The 20,237-nt window shown below is 74.1% G+C and carries 16 protein-coding genes; 8 read left to right on the top strand and 8 right to left on the bottom strand.

The genetic code is table 11. The features are described from left to right. Positions 1 to 99 precede the first annotated feature (99 nt). Positions 100 to 1,170 carry a hypothetical protein gene (locus J7W19_RS12580; protein WP_004951191.1) on the bottom strand — a complete coding sequence of 357 codons (1,071 nt, stop codon included), beginning with the start codon at positions 1,168 to 1,170 and terminating at the stop codon, positions 100 to 102. A gap of 336 nt (positions 1,171 to 1,506) precedes the next feature. After that, a complete protein-coding gene (locus tag J7W19_RS12575) occupies positions 1,507 to 2,178 on the bottom strand; it encodes a TetR/AcrR family transcriptional regulator (RefSeq protein ID WP_004951193.1) in 672 nt (223 codons plus the stop codon). Positions 2,179 to 2,701: 523 nt separating this feature from the next. Between J7W19_RS12575 and J7W19_RS12570 the strand changes: the two genes are divergently transcribed. The 4 genes from J7W19_RS12570 (at position 2,702) to J7W19_RS12555 (ending at position 10,039) form a co-directional block, all read left to right on the top strand. Further along, complete coding sequence (locus tag J7W19_RS12570; RefSeq protein ID WP_154080497.1) at positions 2,702 to 3,382, top strand: helix-turn-helix transcriptional regulator; 681 nt, start codon at positions 2,702 to 2,704, stop codon at positions 3,380 to 3,382. 238 nt (positions 3,383 to 3,620) lie between these two features. Next, a complete protein-coding gene (locus J7W19_RS12565; RefSeq protein ID WP_004951197.1) occupies positions 3,621 to 7,640 on the top strand; it encodes a type I polyketide synthase in 4,020 nt (1,339 codons plus the stop codon). Positions 7,641 to 7,703: 63 nt separating this feature from the next. After that, on the top strand, positions 7,704 to 8,930 hold the full coding sequence (gene ccrA, locus J7W19_RS12560) for a crotonyl-CoA carboxylase/reductase (protein WP_004951200.1): 1,227 nt from the start codon (positions 7,704 to 7,706) through the stop codon (positions 8,928 to 8,930). 215 nt (positions 8,931 to 9,145) lie between these two features. Further along, a complete protein-coding gene (locus J7W19_RS12555) occupies positions 9,146 to 10,039 on the top strand; it encodes a Bax inhibitor-1/YccA family protein (protein WP_004951203.1) in 894 nt (297 codons plus the stop codon). A gap of 129 nt (positions 10,040 to 10,168) precedes the next feature. Here the strand turns inward: J7W19_RS12555 and J7W19_RS12550 are convergent, their stop codons facing one another. After that, entirely contained in the window at positions 10,169 to 10,399 is a 231-nt protein-coding gene (locus J7W19_RS12550; protein ID WP_004951205.1) for a DUF4287 domain-containing protein, read from the bottom strand. Between the two features lie 98 nt (positions 10,400 to 10,497). On the opposite strand from J7W19_RS12550, the gene J7W19_RS12545 reads away from it, so the two are divergent. Then, positions 10,498 to 10,827 (top strand): hypothetical protein, encoded by a 330-nt coding sequence (locus tag J7W19_RS12545; protein ID WP_040891706.1) that lies wholly within the window; start codon positions 10,498 to 10,500, stop codon positions 10,825 to 10,827. A 46-nt stretch (positions 10,828 to 10,873) separates the two neighbouring features. Here the strand turns inward: J7W19_RS12545 and J7W19_RS12540 are convergent, their stop codons facing one another. From J7W19_RS12540 to J7W19_RS12530, 3 genes are all read right to left on the bottom strand, one after another. Continuing rightward, positions 10,874 to 11,737: a hypothetical protein gene (locus J7W19_RS12540; RefSeq protein ID WP_040891708.1), complete on the bottom strand. Its 864-nt coding sequence runs from the start codon at positions 11,735 to 11,737 to the stop codon at positions 10,874 to 10,876. Positions 11,738 to 11,951: 214 nt separating this feature from the next. Continuing rightward, positions 11,952 to 13,172, bottom strand: coding sequence for an acetyl-CoA C-acetyltransferase (locus J7W19_RS12535; RefSeq protein WP_004951213.1), 1,221 nt, complete (start codon positions 13,170 to 13,172; stop codon positions 11,952 to 11,954). Between the two features lie 332 nt (positions 13,173 to 13,504). Next, positions 13,505 to 14,548, bottom strand: a complete 1,044-nt coding sequence (locus tag J7W19_RS12530) for an SGNH/GDSL hydrolase family protein (RefSeq protein ID WP_004951217.1) — start codon at positions 14,546 to 14,548, stop codon at positions 13,505 to 13,507. 183 nt (positions 14,549 to 14,731) lie between these two features. Between J7W19_RS12530 and J7W19_RS12525 the strand changes: the two genes are divergently transcribed. Beyond that, a complete protein-coding gene (locus J7W19_RS12525) occupies positions 14,732 to 16,123 on the top strand; it encodes a cystathionine beta-synthase (RefSeq protein ID WP_004951218.1) in 1,392 nt (463 codons plus the stop codon). 772 nt (positions 16,124 to 16,895) lie between these two features. Here J7W19_RS12525 and J7W19_RS12520 read toward each other — a convergent pair. Further along, entirely contained in the window at positions 16,896 to 17,327 is a 432-nt protein-coding gene (locus J7W19_RS12520; RefSeq protein ID WP_004951220.1) for a hypothetical protein, read from the bottom strand. Between the two features lie 101 nt (positions 17,328 to 17,428). Here J7W19_RS12520 and J7W19_RS12515 point away from each other — a divergent pair, with 101 nt between their 5' ends. Together J7W19_RS12515 and J7W19_RS12510 are read left to right on the top strand one after the other, a co-directional pair. After that, on the top strand, positions 17,429 to 18,841 hold the full coding sequence (locus J7W19_RS12515; protein ID WP_004951223.1) for an acyl-CoA synthetase: 1,413 nt from the start codon (positions 17,429 to 17,431) through the stop codon (positions 18,839 to 18,841). Positions 18,842 to 18,927: 86 nt separating this feature from the next. Beyond that, positions 18,928 to 19,779 carry a MurR/RpiR family transcriptional regulator gene (locus tag J7W19_RS12510; RefSeq protein ID WP_004951229.1) on the top strand — a complete coding sequence of 284 codons (852 nt, stop codon included), beginning with the start codon at positions 18,928 to 18,930 and terminating at the stop codon, positions 19,777 to 19,779. A gap of 7 nt (positions 19,780 to 19,786) precedes the next feature. Here J7W19_RS12510 and J7W19_RS12505 read toward each other — a convergent pair whose 3' ends face one another. After that, on the bottom strand, positions 19,787 to 19,933 hold the full coding sequence (locus J7W19_RS12505; RefSeq protein WP_158688821.1) for a hypothetical protein: 147 nt from the start codon (positions 19,931 to 19,933) through the stop codon (positions 19,787 to 19,789). Positions 19,934 to 20,237: the final 304 nt, after the last annotated feature.

Below are 20,237 nucleotides of genomic sequence, written 5' to 3'. Positions count from 1 at the left end.
GATATCCAGCCCGTCCGGCGTTTGAGGACGAGCGGCGGAGCCGCGAAAAGGGGGTCTGGGGCGCAGCCCCAGGAATCGGCGAAGGGGTGGGACCGGGGCTCAGGAAGCCTGTACCCGCACCGCTGTCGCCCGCCGCGAGCCCACGGCGAAGAGTACGAGCCCCCCGACCAGCCAGCACGACAGCACGAGCAGGGCCCGCCCGCACCCCGCCCCGTCGAAGAACGCGGTCGACCGCAGCAGCGTGCCGCCGGCGCCGGGCGGCAGGAACTGCCCGAACGTCCCCCAGCCGGAGGGCAGCCACTCCGGCCCGGAGGCCAGCCCGGACAGCGGGTTGCCGAGGAAGATCATCATGGCCGCGCCGAGGCCGAGGCCGGGCCCGCCGAGCAGCGAGTGGAGGCCCATGATGGTGACGGAGGTGGCCGCGGTGTTGAAGGTGACGGCCAGGGCGATCAGCACGTAGTCGCCGTCCGTGACCCCGAACCCGTACTGGAGCACGGCGCTGAGGGCGAAGCCGGCGAGGACCGAGAAGCCGAGGGAGGCCGCGGCCCGCTGGGCCGGGCGGCGGAGCAGCATCACGATGGCGACGGTCGCCAGGTAGCCGCCGAGCACCAACGGCAGGGCGCCGGCGGCGAGTCCGGCCGCGTTGGGGTCGTCCTTCGTCGGCGGGTGCAGGTCGTGCACGGCCACGGAGGGCCGGGGCGCGGCCGGGTCGAGGGACGGCGCGAGGGCGCGCAGGGTGGCGGCGACGGACGGGCCCGCCGTGGTGGCGACCAGGACCTCGGGCTTGTCGCCGGGCGCCGTGCCGAGGACCACCGCGCCGTACGCCTTCCGGTCGTCGACGCGGTGCCGGGCGGCGGCCGCGTCCGGCACCTTCGTGACGCGGAACGCGCCGGGCCGGGCCTCCGCCAGCCGGTCGGCGACCCGGTCGGCCGCCGGGCCGGGTCCGGCGACCGCGATCGGCACCTTGTGCGGGCCGGAGTTGATCGCCGGCAGGGCGAAGGCCGTCAGCATGGCGGCGAGCAGGGCGGTGAGGCCGACGATCAGGACCGGGACCTTCCGCCATCCCGCCGCCGCCTCGGCGGTGGCGGCGGCCGGATCGGGGGCGGCGCCCGGGGGCTCGTCGGCGCGGGTGCCGGCGGTACCGGTCGTGTCGGTGGGCGTACGGGACATGGGAGTTCCCCTCGGGGCGGGTGACGTGCTCCTGGCGCCGTGCTGGGTGCTGTGTGTGCTGCGTGTGCCGTGGGTGCTGTGTGCCGTGGGCGTGCTGTGTGTACTGCGTGTGCCGCATGTGCCATGGAGGCCGAGCGCCGTGGTGCTGCTCGCGGGCGTGCCGTGCGTCCGTCCGCCCCGCACCGCCCGCCCCGTGCGACCGGCCTGATCGACCGGCCCGATCGACCGGCCCGATCGGTACGCCCCCAGCGCGCTCCGGACGCCCCGCGCCCCTCATCGAGGCCGCGCGCCCGGGAGTGTCGGGGCATGGCGGGGGCGTACCGGCGGGGTGGCCGGTCAGGGATCGACGCGCACGCGCCGCAGTTCCCGGCGCACCGCCTCGGCGACGGGCGTGCGGGATCCGGTGCGCACCCAGTGCTCGAAGGTGAGCCGGGTCGTGGTGAGCGCGACCGTGGCGGCGAGCAGCGGGTAGAGGTCGCGCTCGGGGTCGGTGCCGGTCCTGCGGGCGATCTCGGCGGCCAGGGTGGCGGCCATCCCGGCCTCGAACCGCACTTGTTCCGCCGCTAGTTGCGCGTGGGTCAGGGCCAGCCGGGCGCGCAGGAGGGTGCTCGGGTCGACGGCGGAGTGCTCCAGCGCGGTGGCGAAGGCGTGGGTGAGGGCGTCCCACAGCGGTTCCTCGGGCGGGCGGGCGGCCAGCGCCGCGCGGACCCGTTCGGCCCGTTCGGTGCCGGAGGCCATGACGGCCTCCTCCTTGCTGGAGAAGTAGTTGTTGAACGTCCGGGCCGAGACGCCGGCCTCGGCCGCGATGTCCTCCACCCGGACGGCCGCCCAGCCGCGCTCGGCGGCGAGCCGTAGCGCCGCGAGGCCGAGCGCCGTCCGCGTGGCCTGCTTCTTCCGCTCCCGGAGCCCGGTGTTCCGGGGCTCCGCGGGGGGTTCCGCCGTGTGCTCCGCCGGCGTCGGCCCGGCGCCCTCCCGCTGTGCCGTCGTTCTCGCGGCCCTGGTGCTCATGTCCTCACCGTCCCAGAAAACATGCGCGGCCCGCAAGTTTGCAGGGCCCGCAAAGATCTGCCTGCGACGGGTGTGGCGTCGGCCGCCTGGCCGAATGGCAACTGTCGGCGAGCTACGGCGCGTTGACGCAGAAAAGCTACGGACTGTAGCGTTACCGATCGGTAGCGTCGTGATCGCTGAGGCGGGAGGGGTGAGTGAGGCGGGCGGTCCGGACGTCCGGCGAGGCGGCGGCCCGTGAATTCCCCTTCCCCACCGGCCCGTTCCCGGCCGCCTCCCGGTCCTTTCCGGGGCCCTTCCGGCCCTTACCGGCGGTCACCTCGGCGGCCCGCCATCCGGACGGACCGCAAAGAAACTCAATGGGGCGTGCATGCGTATTCCCAATTCCCTTTACATGGTCCCGGATCACATACTCCCGGACCCGTGCGAGCGGGACGCCGCAGGCGGTTCGCGGGCGGGTGGCGACATACCGCCCGGAGACGTCGACCAAGTCCTTTTACAAATGCGCCCGCTCATCGAATCCGTGATGCAGAGCACACAGATCCGGGCGCTGGAGGAATCGAGCCTCGCGGTCATCGGCGACCGCGCCGTCGCCGTCGACGCGCTCATCGACCTGGTGCGCCGGGCGGAGACGTCGGTGACCCTCCTCGTCCCGCCCGCCGGCGACGCCCTGCGGCTGGTGACCGACGCGCTCAGGGCGCTGGCCGGCCGGCACCCGGACGACGCCCGGGTACGGGTCCTCGCCCCGCCGGAACTGGCCGCCGACGCCCGGCTGGCCGGGCTGACGACGCTGCTGGACGGCGTGGAGATCCGGCTGGCCGCCGGCGTACGGCACGCGGCGGCCGTCATCGACCAGCGGGTGGCGCTGGTCAGGGCCGGTGAGGCCACCGTGTTCGGCGCCGAGGCGTCGCTCGTCCGGGCCCCCAGCGTGGTCCGCGCGCTGTACGACATCCTGATGACGGCCTGGTACCGGGCCGCCCCCCTGACCCGCTACCAGCGGCTCCAGGAGTGCCTGCGCCGCGACTCCGGCGCCCGCATCCTGCGCATGCTCGGCGAGGGGTACACGGACGAGGTGGCCGCCCGTGAACTCGACATCTCCGTCCGCACCTACCGCCGCCGCGTCGCCGACATCATGCGGCTGCTCGGCGCCCGTTCCCGATTCCAGGCGGGCCTCTACGCGGCCGGCGCCGGTTTGTTGCGCGCATAAGTCCGCGGACGTGACATCCGCGTGAACCGGAGGCAGGAAGCTGCCACCGCGGGCCGGGGACCGGCGGGGAATTCACGCCATCCCGCGAACCGCCCGGCAGTTTCCGGACCGGCCCGTTGAACCGCCCCGTTCCACCCTCGAAAGTCGTGACGTATCCGAGAGCCGGAGTCCGAACCCGCGCCGGCACCGGCCGCGCGGGCCCCGGAATCGAGCCGAAATCGAGGAAGTCACGTACACCATGGGCGAATACGACGGGACGCGGCCCGCTCCCATAGCCGTCGTGGGCATCGGCTGCCGGGTGCCCGGCGCCGACGGCCCCGACGCGTTCTGGCGCTTGCTGACGGACGAGACCTGCACGGTGCGTGACGTGCCGTCGACCCGCTTCGGGCGGCCGTACGAGATCCCGGGCGCGCGCGTCCGCTCCGGGCTGCTGGACGACGTGGACCGCTTCGACGCCGGGTTCTTCGGGATCTCCCCGCGCGAGGCCGCGGGCATGGACCCGCAGCAGCGGCTGTTCATGGAGGCCGTCTGGGAGGCGCTGGAGGACGCCGGGCAGGACACCTCCGCCCTGGCCGGCACCCGCACCGGCGTCTGGGTCGGCACCACCAACGTCCACTACTGGGAGCTCCAGCAGTCCGTCGGCCACCCGGACATCCACGCCTCGCTCGGCGCCGGCTCCCGCTCCACCACCACCGGCCGCGTCTCCTTCGCCCTGGACGTCACCGGCCCCGGCCTCTCCGTGGACACCGCCTGCTCGTCCTCGCTGACCGCCCTCGCCCTCGCCTGCCAGAGCCTGGCGACCGGCGAGTCCACCGTGGCCATCGCCGGCGGCTCCCAGCTCCTGCTCACCAACACCGAGAACCACGGCTTCGTCGACGCGAACGTCTTCTCGGACAACTGCCGCTTCGGCGACGCCGCCGCCGACGGCTTCGTGTTCAGCGAGGGCGTCGGCGCGGTGATCCTCAAGCCGCTGGCCCGCGCGCTCGCCGACGGCGACCCGGTACGGGCCGTCATCCGCGGCTGGAGCGTCAACAACGACGGCGCCGGCAGCGACACGATGATCAACCCGGCGCTGAGCGGCCAGCGGCAGATGCTGGAACTCGCCTACGAGCACGCCGGGATCCGGCTCGCCGACGTCGACTACATCGAGGCCCACGGCACCGGCACCCGCGCCGGCGACCCCGTCGAACTCGGCGCCATCGCCGCCGTCCTGGGGGACACCCGCGCGGGCCGGGCGCCGCTGCTCGTCGGCTCGGTCAAGAGCAACATCGGGCACACCGGCGCCGCCGCCGGCGTCCTCGGCCTGATCAAGACCGTCCTCGCCCTCCAGCACCGCACCGTCCCCCGCACCCTCCACGTCACCGAGCGCACCCCCGCCGTCGACTGGGACGCCGTCGGCATGGACCTCCCGCGCGCCGGCGCCGTGCCGCTCACCGCCGAAGGCCGGCCGCTGACCGCCGGGGTGAGCGGGTTCGGCGTCTCCGGCACCAACGTCCACGTCGTCCTCACCGAGGCCGGACCGGGCGCCGCGCCCGCCGAGCGACCCGCCGGCGCCGAGCGCGGCGCCGCGCACCTGCTGCCCGTCTCCGCCGCCTCCCCCGAGGCCCTGCGGCAGCGCCTGCTGGACCTGGCCGGTCATCTGGAGACCGACGGCCGGTCCGCCCCCCTCGACGACCTCTGCCACACCGCCGCCGTCCGCCGTGCCCACCACGACTGCCGGGCGGCCGTCGTCGGCGACGCGCCCGAGGCGCTGGCCGCCCGGCTGCGCGAGGCCGCCGAGGACGCCTCCGACGCCGGCTACGCGGGCCGCCCGCGCGTCGCCTTCGTCTTCTCCGGCCACGGCTCCCAGTGGATCGGCATGGCCCGCGAACTCATGGACGCCTCCCCGGCGTTCAGCGCCTCCCTGATCCGCTGCGACGAGGCCGTCCGCGCCGAGACCGGCTGGTCCGTCATCGACCGGCTCACCGACGGCACCGACCTCGTGCACGAGACCGTCGCCGTGGTCCACCCCGTGCTGTGGGCGGTGCAGGTGTCGCTCGCCGAGACCTGGCGGGCCTGGGGCGTCGAACCGGACGTCGTCCTCGGCCACAGCATGGGCGAGTCCGCCGCCGCCTGCGTCGCCGGAGCGCTGAGCCACGCCGACGCCGCCGCCGTCGTCTGCCGCCGCGCCCGGCTCATCCGCGACCGCGTCGCCGGGCGGGGGACGATGTCGGTGGCCGCCCTGACCGCCGACGAGGCCGACCGGCTCATCGCCGACCTTGCCGTCGACGTCGCGGTCGCGGCCAGCAACGGCCCCCGCACCACCGTTCTCGCGGGCGAGGTCGAGGGCATCGAGAAGATCAAGGCGGAGCTGGACGCCCGCGACGTCTTCTGCCGCGTCATGAAGGCCGAGGCCGCGTCGCACTGCTCGCAGATGGACCCGCTGCTCGACGAACTCGCCCACGAGCTCCGCGACCTCGCTCCCCGCGCCGGGACGGTCCCGATCCGCTCCACCGTCACCGGCGAACTCGTCGACGGCTCCGGCCTCGACGCCGCGTACTGGACCCGCAACATCCGTGGCCGCGTCCACTTCCACGAGGCCGTACTCGCCACCGCCGAGGCGGGCGAGACCGTCTTCGTCGAGATCAGCCCGCACCCCGTGCTCTCCAAGGCCGTCCAGGAGACCCTGGCCGACGCCGGCCTCCCCGGCACCGCCGTCGGCTCCCTGCTGCGCGACCAGCCCGAGCGCGAGACGCTCCTCGCCCACCTCGGCCGGGTGTACGAGGCGGGGGCGCCCGTCGACTGGACCGCCCTGTACGGCGGCGGTCGCTGCGTCCCGCTGCCCGCCTACCCCTGGCAGCGGGAGAGCCACTGGGTGGAGGACCTGGAGGCGCTGCCCCGGACGTACGAGTTCCGGCTGGACGAGCCGGGGACGCCGTTCCTGCCGCCGCCCGCCCCTGATCAGGACTCCGCCGTCGTCCACGGCCCCGAGTGCGTCGAGGCCGCGCGGGCCGTCGTGGCCCGGGCCGCCGGCACCGGCGACGTCCGGCTCACCGCCGCCGACATCGGCGAGGCCCTGCTCGTCCCGCCCGGGACGGCGCCCGTGCTGCGCGTCACCGTCACGCCGGGGGCGGCGGACGGGGAGTGGGCGTTCGCCGTCGAGAGCCGGACCGAGGGCGCGCGGGAGTGGACCGGGCGCGCCCGGGGCACCGCCTCCGCGGGCCGGGGGAGCGGCCGGGGGAGCGCCGGGCACGAGCCGCCCGCCGCCGTCCTCGCCCGCTGCCCGGAGCACCTGGACGGCGACGCCTTCCGGCGGCGCGTCCCGGCGGCGGGTGCTCTGCGGCCCGTCCTGGAGGAGGTCTGGCTCGGGCGGGGCGAGGCCGTCGCCCGGCTGCGCCGGCCCGCCGGGACGGAACCCCGGCCCGGACACCCCGTCCACCCCGAACTCGTCCGCTCGGCCTACCAGCCCGCCCTGGCCCTGCTGCCCGATCCGTCGCTGCTCTCCCCGCACCTCACCGGGTTCGCGGTGACGGGCGAGGCGACCGAGGAGCTGTGGACGGTCTGCCGGATCACCGAGGGCGCCGGCGGGGCGCTCGCCCTGGACACCGTCCTCTTCGACGCCGAGGGCCGGGCCGTCGCCGAGGCGAAGGGCATGCCCGTCGGCGAACGCCCGACGGACGACACCGAGAAACCGGAGCACGTGAGCGAAGTGAGCGAGGACGGGACCGTGGTGACCGAGCACGCGCGGGCGGACGGGACGGGCGGGCGGCGGGCCGCGGCGAACACGGCGGACCAGGGCGTCGAACTGACCGGTGAACTGCGGCTGACGGACCCGGCGAGCGGGTTCGTGATCGAACTGCGCGGCAGCCTGCGCATCGCGGCCCCGGCGCCGCGCGGGGAGGCGGCCCCGGCACCCGTACGGGCCGCCGAGCCCCTGCCCGTGGCGGTGGAGGCGCGCGTGGCTCCCGCCGCGCCCGTTCCCGCGCCCGCGCCCGTCACCCCCGAGGCCCCGGCCGCCGCACCCGCCGAGGCCCCCGCCGCCGACCGCCCGGTCGCCGACCGGGTGGCCGAGCACGTCGCGGAGGTCCTGGGCATGCGCGTGGGCCGCCTCGACGTGAACAAGCCGTTCAACCGGCTCGGCATGGACTCGCTCATGGCCACGGAGCTGCGCAAACGGCTCGAACGGGAGCTGGGCGTCGCCCTCCCCGTGGCCCGCCTGGCCCGCGGCACCACCACCGCGTCCCTGGCCCGGGAGCTGGCGGCGGAGATTCCCGTCTGAAGCACCGGCACCCCCAGTACCGCTTGACGCATGTGACGCCAGTCACCCGACGTGGAGGAAGAGTTGACCAAGGACCTGTACGACATCGGCGAGATGCCGCCCCTGGGCGAGGTTCCGGCGCGGATGCACGCGTCGGTCATCCGCCCGGAGCGCTACGGGCCGCCGTCCCAGGGCTTCGCCATGGAGGTCGTGGACGTGCCGGCGGTCGGCCGCGGGCAGGTGCTCGTCTACGTCATGGCCGCGGGCATCAACTACAACAACGTGTGGGCCTCCCTCGGCTACCCGTACGACGTGGTGGCCGGCCGGCGGAAGAAGGGCGAGCCCGAGGACTTCCACATCGGCGGCTCCGAGGGGTCCGGCATCGTCTGGGCCGTGGGCGACGGCGTCACCTCGGTGCGGGTCGGTGACGAGGTCACCCTCTCCGGCTGCACCTGGGACGAGACCGCCGAGGACATCCGGCTGGGCGCCGATCCGATGACGTCGGTCACCCAGAAGGCGTGGGGCTACGAGACCAACTACGGCACCTTCGCCCAGTACGCCCTGGTCAAGGACTTCCAGTGCCACCCCAAGCCGAAGAACCTCTCGTGGGAGGAGGCGGCCTGCTTCCTGCTGACCGGCGCCACCGCCTACCGCCAGCTCTGCGGCTGGCCCCCGCACACGGTGGAGCCCGGCGACCCGGTGCTGATCTGGGGCGGCGCCGGCGGCCTCGGCTCGATGGCGATCCAGATCACCCGGATCCGCGGCGGCATCCCCGTGGCCGTGGTCTCGGACGACGAGCGCGGCAAGCACTGCCTGGAGCTCGGCGCGGAGGGCTTCATCAACCGCAACGACTTCGACCACTGGGGCCGGCTCCCCGACACCTCGGACGGCGCCGCCATGGCGAAGTGGATGAAGGGCGCCCGCGCCTTCGGCAACCGGTTCTGGGAGATCCTGGGCGAACGCCGGGCGCCCCGGATCGTTCTGGAACACAGCGGGCAGAACACCATTCCCACCTCGATGTATTTGTGCGACACCGCCGGAATGGTCGTCATCTGCGGGGGCACCAGCGGTTACAACGGCGACCTCGACCTGCGATTCCTCTGGATGCGGCAGAAGCGGCTGCAGGGCTCCCACTTCGCGAACATCCGGCAGTGCCGCCAGGTCATCGAACTCGCCGCGAGCGGAAAACTCGACCCGTGCCTGTCCTGGACCGGTGATTTCGCCGACACCGGCCGGGCGCACCAGCTGATGTACGAGAACCGGCACCCGTCCGGGAACATGGCCGTCCGGGTGAACGCGGCCGCTGCCTGACACGGCGTACGCGCGGGTGTGAGCGAGCCGGGCGGGCCGTCTTCGGACGGGCCGCCCGGCTTTCGGCCGTCCGCGTGGAACCCGTCGTTTGCGTATCGCGTTCTCTGGTAGGAGAGGTGTACGGCAAAAGATCGTCCCACAGCACGAGAGCCATTCCTTTGCCTACCTATTACCCTTGACGGCAAGGCCGCGCAGGGTGGCCATGGAGGAGTGAAATGAGGAGCAGGAACCCGGTCTTCTCGCGACGGGGGTTCACTCCCGGAGGCGGCTACGCGAACTTCAACGCGGCACCGCCGTCCGGGTCCGCGACGCAGGGAAACCCCTACGCGAACAACCCCTACGCGCAGCCGGCCGACCCGTACGCGGGCAACCCGTACGGCCAGCCCACCAACCCGTACGCGCAGGGCGCCCCCGATCTCCAGCAGGGGATGCCGCAGGCCCCGGCCCGCCCGGGCGCCATGACGATGGACGACGTCGTCAGCCGCACCGCCATCACGCTGGGCCTGGTGATCGTCGCGGCCGGCGCGGCGTGGGCGCTCAAGCTGCCGGTCGGCCTCGGCTTCGGTGCCGCGGTGATCGCGATGGTGCTGGGCCTCGTCCAGTCGTTCAAGGCCAAGCCGTCCCCGGCGCTGATCCTCGCCTACGCGGCGTTCGAGGGCCTGTTCCTCGGTGTGATCAGCCAGGCGTACAACGAGGTCGCCAAGGGCGCCCCGATGCAGGCGGTGCTGGGCACGGTGGCGGTCTTCGCCGGTGTGCTCTTCGCGTACCGGGCCCGGATCATCAACGTGAACAACAGGTTCTACCGCTTCGTGGCCGGTGCCGCGATCGGCTTCCTGCTGCTGGGCGTCGTCAACATGCTGTTCGCCGCCTTCGGCGGCGGCAACGGCCTCGGCTTCCGCACCGGCCCGGTGGGCATCCTCGTCGGCGTCATCGGTGTGCTGATCGGTGCCGCGTTCCTGGCGCTCGACTTCAAGCAGGTCGAGGACGGCGTCCAGTACGGCGCCCCGCGCGAGGAGTCGTGGCTGGCCGCGTTCGGTCTGACGCTGTCGCTGGTGTGGATCTACACCGAGCTGCTGCGGGTCATCGCCCTGGTGATGAGCGACGACTAGTCCCCCGGAGGGACGCGAGACGAAGCAGGGCCCGGGAAGTCCGTCTGACGGCGGCTTCCCGGGCCCTGCCCGTGTGTACGGGATCGTCCGTGCGGGTGCGTTGCGGACCGGCCGCTCGCGGCTACCGGGCTACAGGAGCCTGCGCGCGGCCCGTCGGAGGTCGTACTCGTGCACGATCGCCTTGGCGTGGCCGTAGGCGAGGCCGTGCTCTCCGCGCAGCCAGCTCACCTTCTCCTCGAACCGGGACAGGGATGGGCCTTCGTCGACCGTGCGCAGCCAGTCGGCGACTTCTCGGCCGGTGCAGTGGGGGATTCGGGAGAGCAGGTTCCGGTGGGTTTCGTCGGAGATGACGTAGGACATCGGCGCCTCCGGACGCTTCGGATGATGGTCCTTCATGTCACCGTGCCCGACTGTTCAGCCATTGGCAACAGTCGGTGGCCGCCGCATAGTCTCGGGGCGTGGATGATGTGACGCCTCTGCTGACCGCCGTGGACACCTTCGCCGACCGCCTGCGCGCCCTGCCCCAGTCCCGGCTGAGCCGGGGGGCCGCCGCCGAGGCGCTGGCCCTCGCCCGCGAGCTGGCGGCCCGGGCCCAGCGGATGGAGGAGCCCGGGGAGACCGCGCCGCGTGAGATGCCGGACGCCGGGATGTTCGCCGTGGCGGACCAAGTCGCCGTCGCGGGCCATGACTTGGCCGAGGCGCTGGCCGCCTGCGGCGCGCCGGAGGGCGCGGTCGCGGAGGCGGTGGAACTGGTGGCGGGGGCGGCGCGGCGGTGCGGCCTGCAGTGAGACCGCGGGCCCGGCGGGAGCCGCGGGGGCCGTGGGGGCCTTGGGGTCAGAGGGACGCGATGACGCGGTCCGCGAGCACGTAGACGTTGCCCGTCGCGCAGCCGAAGGTGAGGGCGTAGGCGCCCGCCACACCGGAGCCGCCGAGCAGCACCGGCGCCTCGCCGGTGCGCAGCGCGTGCGCCAGGCTCTCCGCGGTCTCCCGGTGGCCGGGCGTCATGCAGACGGTGGTGCCGTCGGCGAAGACGTAGACGTCGAGGGTGCCGAGCGGGCCGGGCCGGACGTCCGCCAGCGGCACGCCGGCCTCGGCCAGTTCGGAGAGCCGCTCGACCGTGCGCTCGTGGTCGCCGACCGGGGCGCCGGCGGGAGAGTGGTCGGCGGGCGAGAAGTCGGGGTGCGACGGGTGCCGGCGGCGGGCCGCGGCCAGTTCCGGGGACTCGGCCTCGTCCGCCGCGGCGGCGTCGGCCTGCCGGGGCAGGTACGGGAACGGGCCCTGCGGGAGGTCGCCGTACGGCGACTCGGGGGCGGACACGTCGTCCACGGCGCCCGGCAGGCCCGACAGCAGGGACGGCGCGTCGGCGGCGCCGCTCAGGTCGAGGGCCTCCTGCGCGGCCCAGAACGCCCGGGCCTCGGCGAGCTCGCGCTCGCGCTCCTCCGCGAGCGCGTCGGCGACGGCGGCCCGTATGTCGGAGAGGACGACGCCGGGCTCCTCGGCGGGGGCCGTCCGGGCGGCCGGGACGGCCGCGGTCGCCGGGTCCGTCGTGGCCGCCGGGTGCCGGGCGCCGGCCTCGGCCAGGTCGGCGCGGAGTGCGTGGATCTGCCGGCGCAGCCCGCGGGTCGTCCACAGGGCGGCGGTGCCCGCGGCGGTGGCAGTGGCGGCGGCCAGCAGCAGGGCAAGGGACATGGCGCTCACTGACGTACTCCCGGTTGCTGTCGGTCCCCGAATTCCTACCTCAGCTTCGCGCGCGGCTTCCCTGGTCCCCAGTGCAAAACGTCATGAAACCGGCGGGACTTAGGGCCCGGGGGTGGTGACTTCAACATAGCTGACCAGGGGAAACGAATCTCCCCCGGGACGTTGGTCACATCCTGGGGGAGATTGGGTCACGAACGGGAGGCGGACGGAGTGATCAGCTCAGCCGCTCGATGACCATCGCCATGCCCTGACCCCCACCGACACACATCGTCTCCAGCGCGAACTGCTTGTCGTGGAACTGGAGCGAGTTGATGAGCGTGCCGGTGATGCGGGCGCCGGTCATGCCGAAGGGGTGGCCGACGGCGATGGCGCCGCCGTTGACGTTGAGCTTGTCGATGTCGATGCCCAGGTCGCGGTAGGACGGGATGACCTGCGCGGCGAACGCCTCGTTGATCTCGACCAGATCGATGTCGTCGATGGTCATGCCGGCCCGCTTCAGGGCCTGGCGGCTCGCCTCGACCGGGCCGTAGCCCATGATCTCGGGGGAGAGCGCGGAGACGCCGGTGGAGACGATCCGGGCGAGCGGGGTGAGGCCCAGCTCGCGCGCCTTGGTGTCGGACATGATCACCAGGGCGGCGGCGCCGTCGTTCAGCGGACAGCAGTTGCCGGCCGTGACCAGGCCGTCCGGGCGGAAGGACGGCTTGAGGCCGCTCACGCCCTCCATGGTGACGCCCGCGCGCGGACCGTCGTCCTTCGCGACGACCGTCCCGTCCGGGGTGGTCACCGGGGTGATCTCGCGCTCCCAGAAGCCGTTGGCGAGGGCCTGCTCGGCGAGGTTCTGCGAGCGGACGCCGAACTCGTCCATCTCCTCGCGGCTGATGCCCTTGAGACGGGCGAGGTTCTCGGCCGTCTGCCCCATCGCGATGTAGGCGTCGGGGACGAGGCCGTCCTCGCGCGGGTCGTGCCAGCCCTCGCCGCCCTGCTCGGCGCGGGCCGCGGTACGCGCCTCGGCGTCGGCGAACAGCGGGTTGTGGGTGCCGGGCATGCCGTCGGACGTGCCGTTGACGGACCGGGACACCATCTCGACGCCCGCCGAGAGGAAGACGTCGCCCTCGCCCGCCTTGATGGCGTGGAAGGCCATCCGCGACGTCTGGAGGGACGAGGCGCAGTAGCGGGTGATCGTGGTGGCGGGCAGGTGGTCCATGCCCATCTGCACGGCGACGATCCGGGCGAGGTTGTGACCCTGCTCGCCACCGGGCAGGCCGCAGCCGAGCATCAGGTCGTCGATCTCGCGCGGGTCCAGGCCGGAGACCTTGTCGAGGGCGGCCTGGATGATCGTGGCGGTCAGGTCGTCCGGCCGCAGCTCCTTCAGCGAGCCCTTGAAGGCCCGGCCGATGGGGGAACGGGCGGCTGAGACGATCACGGCTTCGGGCATCACGGCTCCAGTCGACGCGACGGCAGGCAGGACTCCGGTGAAGTTACCCGCACGTAAGGTCAAGGTCACGAGGCGGCGGCTGTGATGCGGGACTCATGGCCGTCGGGCCGGGTGACGGCGGGGTGTCGGTCCATTGTCGCTCCGCGCCGGGGTGTGCTGGGGCTGCCGCCCCAGACCCCGCTTGTCGCGGCTTCGCCGCTCGTCCTCAAACGCCGGACGGGCTGATATAGCCCGTCCGGCGTTTGAGGACAACCGCGCGGAGCGCGGTTTCGGGGGTGCGGGGGCGGAGCCCCCGCAGGAAACGGTGAAAGGGCGGGGCCGGGGCACACCCCCTACCGACCCACCCGGTGCCACACATGATGCCGCTCCGGCCCGTCCCCCGGCCCCTCCGGCCCCTCGGCCGGGGGAAGCTGACGACGCCGGCGGTGCTTCAGGAGCGCCCAGCGGCCGCGGGCGGCCGTGACCTCGGTGCCGCCCTCGGCCGCCGCCTGGGCCGCGGCCCGGGCCACCGGCAGGATGCCCTCGCGGCGGGCGGCGTCCGGCCGCTCCTCGTCCTCCGGCCAGAGGCCGAGCGCCGCGCAGAGCGTGGGGAGGACGGCCATGGCGGCGGTCGCGTACCCCTCCGCCGAGGGGTGGTAGTTGTCGGGGCCGAACAGCTCGCGGGGGTTGGACTCGAACTCCGGGCCGAGCAGGTCGCCCAGCGAGACCGAGCGCCCGCCCGCCTCCAGCACGCCTATCGTCTGCGCCGCCGCGAGCTGGCGGCTCAGCCGCCGGGCCAGCCAGCGCAGCGGCTGGTAGACCGGCTCGATGGTGCCGAGGTCGGGGCAGGTGCCGACCACCACCTCGCAGCCCGCCTCGCGGAGCCGGCGCACGGCCTCCGACAGCAGCCGGACCGAGCGGGCGGCCGGCACCCGGTGGGTGACGTCGTTGGCGCCGATCATGATCACGCAGACGTCGGGTGCCCGGTCGTGGCCGGACAGCAGCAGGGTGACCTGCCGCTCCAGGTCGTAGGACTGGGCGCCGGAGAGCGCCACGTTCCGCAGCTCCACCGGCCGCTCGGCGACCGCCGCCAGCCCGGTGGCCAGCAGGGCGCCGGGCGTCTGCCGGGGCCGGTGGACGCCCTTGCCGGCGGCCGTGGAGTCGCCCAGCATGCCGAGGACCAGCGGTTCGTTCCCGGCCCGGTGGACGAACGCCGACCCGTAGCGGCCGTCCGCCTGCGGCGGGGTGTCGTGGTTGCCGCCGACGACCCGGCGGGCCAGCGCCACCTCGGTCAGCAGCACCCCCAGCGCCGCACCGCCCAGCAGCCCGATGCCGCCGCCCCCGTATGCCGCCGCCGCCGCGATCCGGCGCGCGGCCCTCGCCCTCGACATGGACATAAGGCGGGTCTCCTCCCGCTCCACGAGCGCTGTGCACCCTTGCTCGACCGTGTTGATGGCTACGTGCCCCGAGCGCGGCCCAGTGCAACGCGTCACTGGTGCACTCGGCCCTCGAATCGTCCGAATAGGCTGGTTGTACGGGCACGCGACGAACCGCTAGTGCCCCCGACCGCGGAGACCACCGTGCAGTATCACGATTCGATGATCGAGCTCATCGGGAACACCCCGCTCGTGAAGCTCAACAGCGTGACCGAGGGCATCAAGGCGACCGTGCTGGCCAAGGTCGAGTACTTCAACCCCGGCGGTTCGGTCAAGGACCGCATCGCCGTGCGGATGATCGAGGCCGCCGAGAAGTCCGGGGACCTGAAGCCGGGCGGCACCATCGTCGAGCCGACGTCGGGCAACACGGGCGTGGGCCTCGCGATGGTGGCCCAGCAGAAGGGCTACAAGTGCGTCTTCGTCTGCCCGGACAAGGTGTCCCAGGACAAGATCAACGTACTGCGCGCGTACGGTGCCGAGGTCGTCGTCTGCCCCACCGCCGTCGACCCGGAGCACCCGGACTCGTACTACAACGTGTCCGACCGGCTGGTCCGTGAGATCCCCAACGCCTGGAAGCCGGACCAGTACAGCAACCAGAACAACCCGCTGTCGCACTACCACTCCACCGGCCCGGAGGTGTGGGAGCAGACCGAGGGCAAGATCACGCACTTCGTCGCGGGCGTCGGCACCGGCGGCACGATCAGCGGCACCGGCCGGTACCTGAAGGAGGTCAGCGGCGGCAAGGTCAAGGTCGTCGGCTCGGACCCCGAGGGCTCGGTCTACAGCGGCGGCTCCGGCCGCCCGTACCTGATCGAGGGCGTCGGCGAGGACTTCTGGCCGACCGCCTATGACGGCACGGTGACCGACGAGATCATCGCCGTCTCCGACAAGGACGCCTTCCAGATGACCCGCCGCCTCGCCCGCGAGGAGGGCCTGCTGGTCGGCGGGTCCTGCGGCATGGCGGTCGTCAGCGCGCTGCGCCTGGCCGAGCGGCTGACCGAGGACGACGTGGTGGTCGTCCTGCTCCCGGACAGCGGCCGCGGCTACCTCAGCAAGATCTTCAACGACGAGTGGATGGCGGACTACGGCTTCCTGGAGGAGCCGGGCGACGCCGCCCGCGTCGGCCACGTGCTGCGGCGCAAGGACGGCGGCCTGCCCTCGCTGGTGCACATGCACCCCGAGGAGACGGTCGGCGAGGCGATCGAGGTGCTGCGCGAGTACGGCGTCTCGCAGATGCCGATCGTCAAGCCGGGCGCCGGCCACCCGGACGTGATGGCCGCCGAGGTCATCGGCTCGGTCGTGGAACGGGAGCTGCTGGACGCCCTGTTCACCCGGCGCGCCTCGCTCTCCGACCCGCTGGAGAAGCACATGAGCGCGCCGCTGCCGCAGGTCGGCTCCGGCGAGCCGGTCGGCGACCTGATGGCCGTCCTGGGCGCGGCGGACGCGGCGATCGTGCTGGTCGACGGCAAGCCGACCGGTGTGGTGAGCCGTCAGGACCTGCTGGCCTTCCTGGCGGAGGGCAACGGGGGCAAGTAGCCCGGGCCGCCCGGGTCGCCCGGGTCGGCTGACGACTGTCGGAGCCCGTCGGGCCGGTGGGAGCCGGACCGGCGGGCTCCGCCGTGGGCGGGCCGTGCGGGCGGCGCCGTGGGCGCCCAGGGCTGCCGGGGGCGGTCCGGGGCCGTTCCCGGCGGTCAGCGGTCAGGGGGGTCCGCCGTCCGTGGCCGTCCGGACTGCCTGTGGCCGCCCAGGGTCGTCCGCGGCCGTCCAAGGTTGCCCGTGCCCTCCGGGGCCGTTCGGGGTCGTTCGAGAGGCGTCAACGCCCGCTCCCGTCCCGTAAAAGGAACGTATGTGTCACGCGACGGCAGCACGGACTTAACACGGCCCCGCCAGACTGGAGGCGTGCCGCGGGGGCGGAACCGTCCCGGGCGGCACAACGGTGCGACGGCGGGATCTTCCGGAGCGGCTCCCGGACTCCACGGCCGTCCGGACGCGGTGGCCGGCGCCTACGGCCCGGGCCGCGTCCCCGCGGGGGACCGCCGCCGTCCCGGCCCCGGGCTCGGCCCGGGGTGCGGCGGCCCCCCGCGCAGTCCTTCCCGTGGGGCACCTGCGCGGTCCTTCCGCTGGGTTCCCCGCGCGGTCCTTCCCCTGGGTTCCTCCGCTGGGCCCCCGCGCGGTCCCTCTCCTGGGGTCACCCGTAGGCCGCGTCCCCGTCCCCGCGTCGTCCGCGCAGCCCGTTCCCCCGCCTCGTCCACCCCGTCCGTCCCCCGCGTCACCCGCGCCCCGGTGGACGCCCTCGGCGGCCGGTCCGTCAGTCCCACCCCGAGCCGTCGCGGTCCTTGTTCCGCTGCCACGGGAACGCCTGCATCACGTGCACCGCGTTGACCCCCACGATCCCGGCCCAGGTCACCAGCAGACCGGCCAGTCCGGCGCTGCCCACGCCGATCGCGGACAGCGGGATCGCCAGCACCAGCGTCACCGTCGCGAAGCCGAACCGCTCGCCGAAGCTGCCGAACTCGCCGCCGCCGCCGGGTTTCCCGCCGCGCGCGGCCGTCATCTGCTGCTCGGCGGCCTGGCGGCGCAGCCGCCGCGCCACCGCGTCGTCGAGCTTGTCCTCCACCTTCTCCAGGAAGGAGTCGACGAGCTCCGCCTCGTAGTCGGCGCCCAGCTCCTTGCGGGCCTGGAGGGACGCGTCGAGGTCCTTCTTGAGCTCGGGCTTCAGGTCGGGATCGTGGCCGGTCATGGCGACAACGGTACGGTCGGCCCGTGGCCCCCGTCGGTGGGGGCAGCACCAGTATCCGCAGTGGGGCCGCCCCCGGGACGGCTCCGTGGAAGGAGCAGCCCGTGACAGCCGCCCTCCTGTCGTCCCTCACCGACGGCGCCGCCGCCGACCGGCCGGACGCCCTGTCCTTCGCCGGTCGGACCCTGTCCCGCGAGGACCTGCTCGGCGCCGCGGGGGCCGTGGCGCACCGGATCTCCGGCGCGGAGTGCGTCGCCGTCCGCGCGACGGCGACGGCCGAGACGGCCGCCGCCGTCGTCGGCGGACTGCTCGCCGGGGTGCCCGTGGTGCCGCTGCCGCCGGACGCCGGGCCCGTCGAGCGGCGGCACATCCTGCGCGACTCCGGCGCGGAACTCGTCCTCGGCGGGGAGAGCGGGCAGGCCGGCGAGGCCGGGGAGGACGGGGACGCCGGCGTCGCGTCCGTCCCCGTGGACCTCCGGGAGCGGGCCGACCACCCGGAGCGGACGGCGGACCCCGACCGTCCGGCGCTGATCCTCTACACCTCCGGCACCACCGGCGCCCCCAAGGGCGTCCTGATACCGCACGACGCGATCGCGGCCTGCCTCGACGGGCTCGCCGACGTCTGGCAGTGGACGGCGGAGGACACCCTGGTGCACGGGCTGCCGCTGTTCCATGTGCACGGACTGGTCCTCGGCGTGCTGGGCGCGCTGCGCACCGGCTGCCGGCTGGTCCACACCGGGCGGCCGACCCCCGAGGCGTACGCGTCGGCGGGCGGCAGCCTGTACTTCGGCGTGCCGACGGTGTGGTCCCGCGTCGTCCGCGACCCCGGCGCCGCGCGGCGGCTGGCCGGGGCGCGGCTGCTGGTCTCCGGCAGCGCCGCGCTGCCCGTGCCGGTCTTCCGGGAGCTGGAGGCGCTGACCGGGCAGCGGCCCGTCGAGCGGTACGGCATGACGGAGACGCTGATCACCGTCGCCGCGCGGGCGGACGGGGAACGGGTGCCCGGACGCGTCGGGGTGCCGCTGCCGGGGACGCGCACCCGGCTCGCGGCGGTCGAGGACGGCGGCGGCATCGGCGAACTGGAGGTGTCCGGTCCCACTCTCTTCTCCGGATACCTCGGGCGCCCCGAGGAGACCGCCCGCGCGCACACCGCCGACGGCTGGTTCCGCACCGGTGACATCGCCGCGCTGGACCCCGACGGCAGCCACCGCATCGTCGGCCGCGCCTCCACGGACCTGATCAAGTCGGGCGGGTACCGCATCGGCGCCGGGGAGGTGGAGAACGCGCTGCTCGACCACCCGGCCGTGGCGGAGGCGGCCGTCGTCGGGCTGCCGCACGACGACCTCGGCCAGGAGATCGTCGCGTACGTGGTGGCGGACGGTGTGACGGAGCAGGCGCTGATCGACTTCGTGGCAGGACAGTTGTCCGTGCACAAGCGGCCGCGCCGGGTCCGGTTCCTGGAGGCGTTGCCGCGCAACGCGATGGGCAAGCCGCAGAAGAAGCTGCTGGAGGGGATGTAGGGGCGCGGGCCGCCCCCTGGCTGCATAATTCCATGCAGAGACCGGGCCGAATGAATGGTCCGGGGTGAAGGGGAGAGGAAGAGCGGATGACGGAGACCGGCGCGGCACCGGAGGCCACCGCACGGCTGCAGAAGCTCTTCGAGGGGCACCGGCTGACGCCCACCCAGCGCCGCATCGCCCACTGCATGGTGCGCCGCGCCGCCGACGCGCCCTTCCTCTCCAGCGTGGAACTGGCCGAACTCGCCGGGGTGAGCCAGCCGTCCGTGACCCGCTTCGCCGTGGCCCTCGGCTTCGACGGGTACCCGGCGCTCCGACGGCACCTGCGCGAGTCGGTCCCGGCGGCGCCGGAGACGGCGCCGGCCACCGAGAACGCGTACCAGCAGGCGGTCCACGCCGAGATCGACAACCTGCGGCACCTCGCGTCGCTGCTCGCCGACCCCGAGCCCGTCGCCCGCGCCGGGCGGCTGCTGGCCGCGTCCCGGCCGCTGCCGGTGCTCGGCCTGCGGGCCGCCGGCGCCCAGGCAGCCGGTTTCACCTATTTCGCCCGCAAGGTGCACCCCGACGTCCGGCTGCTCGACGAGGGCGGCAGCCTGCTCGTCGACCGCCTCGACGCGGCGGTACGGGCCGGGGCGAGCGTCCTGCTGTGCTTCGCGCTGCCCCGCCACCCGCGCGAGGTCGTCGAGGCGCTGGAGTACGCGCGGGGGGCGGGCCTCACCGTCGTCACCGTCGCCGACTCCACCTTCGCCCCCGTGGCCCGCCACAGCGACCTCCTGCTCCCCGCGGCCGTGGGCACCGGCCTGGTCTTCGACACCGCCTGCGCGCCGATGCTGCTGGGGCGGGTGCTGCTGGAGGCGATGTGCGACGCGCTGCCCGACGCGCAGGCGCGCCTGGAGGAGTTCGACGCGAAGGCGGCGGCGCGGGGGCTCTTCACGGAGTGACGCGACGTCAGCGCGCCGGCGCGCTCGCCGCCTTCTGATAGGCGTGCGCGCTGGCCTCCGTCGCCGACCCCAGCAGACTCATCAGCCCCGTCAGCGCCAGCGCCACCGCGGCGACCACTGCCCGCCGCCTCAATCCCCGCTTGTCCACCGGCATTCCGGTTTCCTCCGCTCGTCGGTCCGCCCCTGTGCGCTGCTTTGACGGTAGCGGGCGTCGGGACGCGTACACGTCATACGTGGGCGCTCAGTGATGGGTGATACCGGGGTATGACGTTGCTGTCATCGTTCGGTCATGTGGGGTGCCCTGGCCCCGCCCTTTCACCGTTTCTTGCGGGGGTTGCGCCCCCGCGCCCCCGAAGCGCCCTGCGGGCTCCCCCAGAGGGGGTACCCCCAGTCCTCAAACGCCGGACGGGCTGGATATAGCCCGTCCGGCGTTTGAGGACGAGCGGCGAAGCCGCGAA

Source organism: Streptomyces mobaraensis NBRC 13819 = DSM 40847 (genome assembly GCF_017916255.1).
GTDB lineage: Bacteria > Actinomycetota > Actinomycetes > Streptomycetales > Streptomycetaceae > Streptomyces > Streptomyces mobaraensis.
Note: the sequence above shows the minus strand (reverse complement) of the source record. Positions and strands in the feature narration are given on the sequence as shown.